The organism is Methylobacterium sp. (genome assembly GCF_019750675.1).
Classification (GTDB): domain Bacteria; phylum Pseudomonadota; class Alphaproteobacteria; order Rhizobiales; family Beijerinckiaceae; genus Methylobacterium.
In genome coordinates, this window is record NZ_JAIEOF010000070.1 from 1 (window position 1) to 4373 (window position 4373).

Below are 4373 nucleotides of genomic sequence, written 5' to 3' on the forward strand. Positions count from 1 at the left end.
GCGCTTGACGCCCGAACCGCGCTCCCCTATTGGCTCCGGCAACGCCGCCGCGTCCTGCACGCGGCGGCGCATCGTTTTGACTTCAGACACCATACGGAACGCCACGGGATGAAGACCTTTTCTCTGAAGCCCGCCGACGTCGACAAGAAGTGGATCATCGTCGATGCGGAGGGCCTGGTCGTCGGCCGGCTCGCCTCCATCGTCGCCATGCGCCTGCGCGGCAAGCACAAGCCCGCGTACACGCCCCACGTCGATTGCGGCGACAACGTCATCGTCATCAACGCCGAGAAGGTGCAGTTCACCGGCCGCAAGCGCGAGCAGAAGGTGTACTACCACCACACCGGCTACCCGGGCGGCATCAAGGAGCGCACGGCCAAGTTCATCCTCGACGGGCGCTTCCCCGAGCGCGTCGTGGAGAAGGCCGTCGAGCGCATGCTCCCGCGTGGTCCGCTCTTCCGCCAGATCATGGGCAACCTCCGGGTCTACAAGGGCTCCGAGCATCCCCACACCGCCCAGCAGCCGCAGGCGCTCGACGTCGGCAGCCTCAACCGCAAGAACGTGAGCGCTTGATCATGGCGACCCTCCAGTCCCTCTCCGACCTGAACCGCGCGAACGTCGAGAACCCCGAGAACGCGGCGCCCGTCCACGTTCAGAAGCTCGATGCCCAGGGCCGCGCCTACGCCACCGGCAAGCGCAAGGACGCGGTCGCCCGTGTCTGGATCAAGCCCGGCAACGGCACCGTCGTGGTCAACGGCCGCGCGGTCGAGGTGTACTTCGCCCGTCCCGTGCTGCGCATGATCCTGCGCCAGCCCCTCACCATCGCCAACCGCGTCGACCAGTACGACATCACCGTCTCGGTGCATGGCGGCGGTCTCTCGGGTCAGGCCGGCGCCGTGCGCCACGGCCTCTCCAAGGCGCTGACCTACTACGAGCCCGAGCTGCGCGCGCCCCTGAAGCGCGAAGGCTTCCTCACCCGCGACAGCCGCGTGGTCGAGCGCAAGAAGTACGGCCGCAAGAAGGCCCGCCGTAGCTTCCAGTTCTCGAAGCGCTGAGACGTTTCGACAGGTATACGGACAGGGCGGCTTCGGCCGCCCTTTCTTTTTGAGCCGCCACAGCGAGAGACGAACCCACGATGGCCAAACCCTTCCGGCGTGTCCGCGAGCCCGATGCCGCCGCCGTCACCCTCTGCCTCGCGGAAAGCGACGGCGCGACGACCGGGGAGGTGAAGCTGGCCGACGGCCGCCTGTTCAGCACCACCGGAGCGCTGCCCATCGCCCAGGCCTTCGGGATCGCCGTGCACGTGGCCAACGAGAGCGGCCGGGAGATCGTGGTGATCGACCCTCGCAACCTCTGGAAGCCGAGCTGGGGCGAACTGGTCGCCTGAGGGCGCGGGCTTGGTCTAGGGCCCGCGCGCCTTCGTCAGGCGAGGGCGTGTTCCAACTGGCTCTTCGACATCTTGGAGCGGCCCGGAATGTTCTTGTCGCGGGCGGCCTTCATCAGGTCGGCCTTGGTGCGGCCGCCGTCCTTCTTGCGCGCCGCGGCGGTCTTCTTGGCCACGTCGGCCGGCTGCTTGGAGAACTGCTTGCCCTTCGCCGTGTCGGCCCGCTTCTTCTTCGTGGAGCGGTCGTACTCGGATTTGGAGACCGCCTCGCGGGCCTTCTTCGGCAGGTAGCGCTCGCCGGTCTCGCCGCTCTTGTGGCCGGACTTCGTGTCCCACTCCTCCTCGGTCCACTGCTTCAGGTGGTTGTCGTCCGACTTCTTGCCCTTGTAGCCGCCGCCGGCATCCTTGTAGGCCTTGGTGGCGGCCTGGGCCTTGCGCGCCGACCACTGGCCCGGCTTGCCGCCCTTGTCCGATTTCGTGACCTGGGTCTTCACCTTCTCCCAAAGCTTCGGGTCGGTCTTCTCCGCGCTCGCTGACATCTGCGCCTCCGGAATGCTGATTTCTCGGGGCGACAACCGGCGACCCCCCGGCCCGTTCCGGGGCGGCATGCGTCGTGCACAGATGAGTCGCGGCGTCATCAAGGCTTGTCGGAGCGATGCGAGACGATTGACTTGACGAAGCGGGCCGGTCAGGTGGCGCGCAACGGATCCGTTGCGTGCTGAGGGCCCGCGAATCCGACGAAGGGAAGTCGAGTGTCCATGAGCGAACACGGCGCGGGGCGCGAGCCCACGGTCTTCATCGACGGCGAGGCCGGAACCACCGGTCTCGGAATCCGCGAGCGCCTGGAGCGCGAGGGGCGCGTGCGCGTGCGCAGCATCCCGCACGAGAGCCGCAAGGACCCGGCCGTGAAGCGTCGCCTGCTGGAGGAGGTGGACCTCGTCGTCCTGTGCCTTCCGGACGCCGCCGCCAAGGAGACGGTGGCGCTGGCCGACACCCTGCCCGGGGGCGGGCCGCGCATCCTCGACGCCAGCACCGCGCACCGGGTCGATCCGGCCTGGGTCTACGGGTTCGCCGAACTCGAACCGGCGCAGGCGCAGGCCATCGCCCGGGCCCGCCGGGTGGCCAATCCCGGCTGTTATCCCACCGGCGCGATCGCGCTGATCCGTCCCCTCGTGGAGGCCGGTTTGCTCCCCGCCGACCACCCCGTCAGCATCAACGCGGTCAGCGGCTACAGCGGCGGCGGCAAGGGCATGATCGAGACCTACGAGGCCGGGGCGGGCGAGCCGTTCCTGCTCTACGGCCTCGGCTTGGCGCACAAGCACCTGCCCGAGACCCAGGCCTACGCGCGCCTTACCCGCCGGCCGATCTTCATTCCCTCCGTCGGCAATTTCCGGCAGGGGATGCTGGTCAGCGTGCCGCTCCACCTCGACACCCTTCCGGGCACGCCCACGGTCGGCGCCCTCGAGGCCGCCCTGAGCGCCTATTACGAGGGACAGGATCTCGTCCGCGTGATCCCGGTGGGGGATGCCGAGCGGATCGAGCCCGAGGCGCTCAACGACACCGACTGGCTCGAGCTGCGCGTCTTCGGCAGCGACACCCACCGGCAGGCCGTCCTGGTGGCCCGCCTCGACAATCTCGGCAAGGGCGCGTCGGGGGCGGCCGTCCAGAACATCGGGCTGATGCTGGGCCTCGCCTGAGGCCCATCGGCGAAATCCGCGGCCGGACCGCACCTCCGGCCGCCGGCCCGCATTCCGCCCGATCGCGGGGCGTCGTTGCGCGCGGTCGGTGCGGCCGTCGTCGCCGACGCAGCCCTTCGGCCGGGCCGCGCCGGCGCGCCGCCTCACACGCTGGTGAGCGGTGGTCTTGCCGGATGCGTCGATCGCGGCCCAGCGCCGACCGAGGCGCGCCGAGACTTCGCACATTCGGCCGGGCCTGATCTTGTCGAACACCCAGTCCAGGCCTCGAATGGAATCGTGAAGCGCGTTGCTTTGCATGATGTCGTAGAAGAAACGACGCCCGCGTCGTTCGATCGGCAACCATCCGGCACCGCCCAGACTTGCATACGGACGCCGCCGCTCACGGGCACGGTCGATGCGTCCGCAGCGCTGAATCCGCGTCGTGCGACGAACAAGTTGATGAAATTGCCTGTCGCTGCCCGGCGGATACGAACGGGTTTCGAAGAACGCCCGGCAGTCGGAACGATTTTCCCCGATTCATCAGGTTCATTCCGCGTCTTACCGGGCAACCGGAGGGTGACTGTTGGGTGTCGTGCAGGCGGCGCGCGAAAATTTGACAAATGATCCACAGCGGGGCGAGGAAAAAGCGCTTGACCGGCCGAAGAACATCTTGCCTGGAAAAAGAAGTGAGCCTAGGTTTGTCAACAACATCAACACTTATGCAGATTGGCATCGCCTCATGAACGAAACTGACAACGACGCAGCGCGACTCATCACCCTGGCGGCCGATATCGTCTCGGCCTACGTCAGCAACAATCATGTCCAGAGCGCCGAGCTGCCGAAGCTGCTGAGCGATGTCCATGAAGCGATCCGCGGCGTCTCGGCCGCCGGGACGCCGGCGGCCGAGACCGGTCCGCCGAAGGCGACGCCCCAGGAGATCCGCCGCTCCGTCACCCCGGATTACTTGATCAGCTTCGAGGACGGGAAGCAGTACAAGACCCTGCGCCGTCACCTCACCCTGCGGGGCCTGACGCCCGAGCAGTACCGCGCGAAGTGGGGCCTGGCGCCCGATTACCCGATGACCTCCGCGAGCTATTCCGAGCAGCGCTCCGAGCTCGCCCGCGCCCTCGGCCTCGGCCAGCAGCGCCGCAAGGGCATCGCCCGCGCGGCACCCGAGGAGACCGTGAGCCAGGAGGCCCCCGAGGTCGAGGCGCAGCAGGAGGAAGACGCTCCGGCACCCGAGAAGAAGAAGCGCGGCCCTCGCAAGAAGGTCGACGCGTAAGCGATCGACCCGCGCCCGACCGTCGCGGTCGGGC

The 4373-nt window shown here is 68.2% G+C and carries 6 protein-coding genes; 5 read left to right on the forward strand and 1 reads right to left on the reverse strand.

Annotated features, from left to right (window positions below):
- Positions 1-108: 108 nt before the first annotated feature.
- From rplM to K2X24_RS03750, 3 genes are all read left to right on the forward strand, one after another.
- The gene (rplM, locus tag K2X24_RS03740) at positions 109-570 is read left to right on the forward strand and encodes a 50S ribosomal protein L13 (RefSeq protein ID WP_238278161.1); all 462 of its coding nucleotides are present in this window, start codon (positions 109-111) and stop codon (positions 568-570) included.
- 2 nt (positions 571-572) lie between these two features.
- Positions 573-1052 (forward strand): 30S ribosomal protein S9, encoded by a 480-nt coding sequence (rpsI, locus tag K2X24_RS03745; RefSeq protein WP_238278163.1) that lies wholly within the window; start codon positions 573-575, stop codon positions 1050-1052.
- 80 nt (positions 1053-1132) lie between these two features.
- Positions 1133-1384, forward strand: a complete 252-nt coding sequence (locus tag K2X24_RS03750; RefSeq protein ID WP_292494773.1) for a hypothetical protein — start codon at positions 1133-1135, stop codon at positions 1382-1384.
- Between the two features lie 35 nt (positions 1385-1419).
- Here K2X24_RS03750 and K2X24_RS03755 read toward each other — a convergent pair whose 3' ends face one another.
- Complete coding sequence (locus tag K2X24_RS03755; protein WP_292494775.1) at positions 1420-1920, reverse strand: hypothetical protein; 501 nt, start codon at positions 1918-1920, stop codon at positions 1420-1422.
- A 219-nt stretch (positions 1921-2139) separates the two neighbouring features.
- Here K2X24_RS03755 and argC point away from each other — a divergent pair, with 219 nt between their 5' ends.
- Together argC and K2X24_RS03765 are read left to right on the forward strand one after the other, a co-directional pair.
- Positions 2140-3078, forward strand: a complete 939-nt coding sequence (argC, locus tag K2X24_RS03760; protein ID WP_292494777.1) for an N-acetyl-gamma-glutamyl-phosphate reductase — start codon at positions 2140-2142, stop codon at positions 3076-3078.
- 718 nt (positions 3079-3796) lie between these two features.
- Positions 3797-4339 (forward strand): MucR family transcriptional regulator, encoded by a 543-nt coding sequence (locus K2X24_RS03765; RefSeq protein ID WP_292494779.1) that lies wholly within the window; start codon positions 3797-3799, stop codon positions 4337-4339.
- Positions 4340-4373: the final 34 nt, after the last annotated feature.

Coding starts and splice junctions, on each gene's coding strand:
- rplM (WP_238278161.1), top strand. CDS start 109: ATGAAGACCTTTTCTCTGAAGCCCGCCGACGTCGACAAGAAGTGGATC.
- rpsI (WP_238278163.1), top strand. CDS start 573: ATGGCGACCCTCCAGTCCCTCTCCGACCTGAACCGCGCGAACGTCGAG.
- K2X24_RS03750 (WP_292494773.1), top strand. CDS start 1,133: ATGGCCAAACCCTTCCGGCGTGTCCGCGAGCCCGATGCCGCCGCCGTC.
- K2X24_RS03755 (WP_292494775.1), bottom strand. CDS start 1,920: ATGTCAGCGAGCGCGGAGAAGACCGACCCGAAGCTTTGGGAGAAGGTG.
- argC (WP_292494777.1), top strand. CDS start 2,140: ATGAGCGAACACGGCGCGGGGCGCGAGCCCACGGTCTTCATCGACGGC.
- K2X24_RS03765 (WP_292494779.1), top strand. CDS start 3,797: ATGAACGAAACTGACAACGACGCAGCGCGACTCATCACCCTGGCGGCC.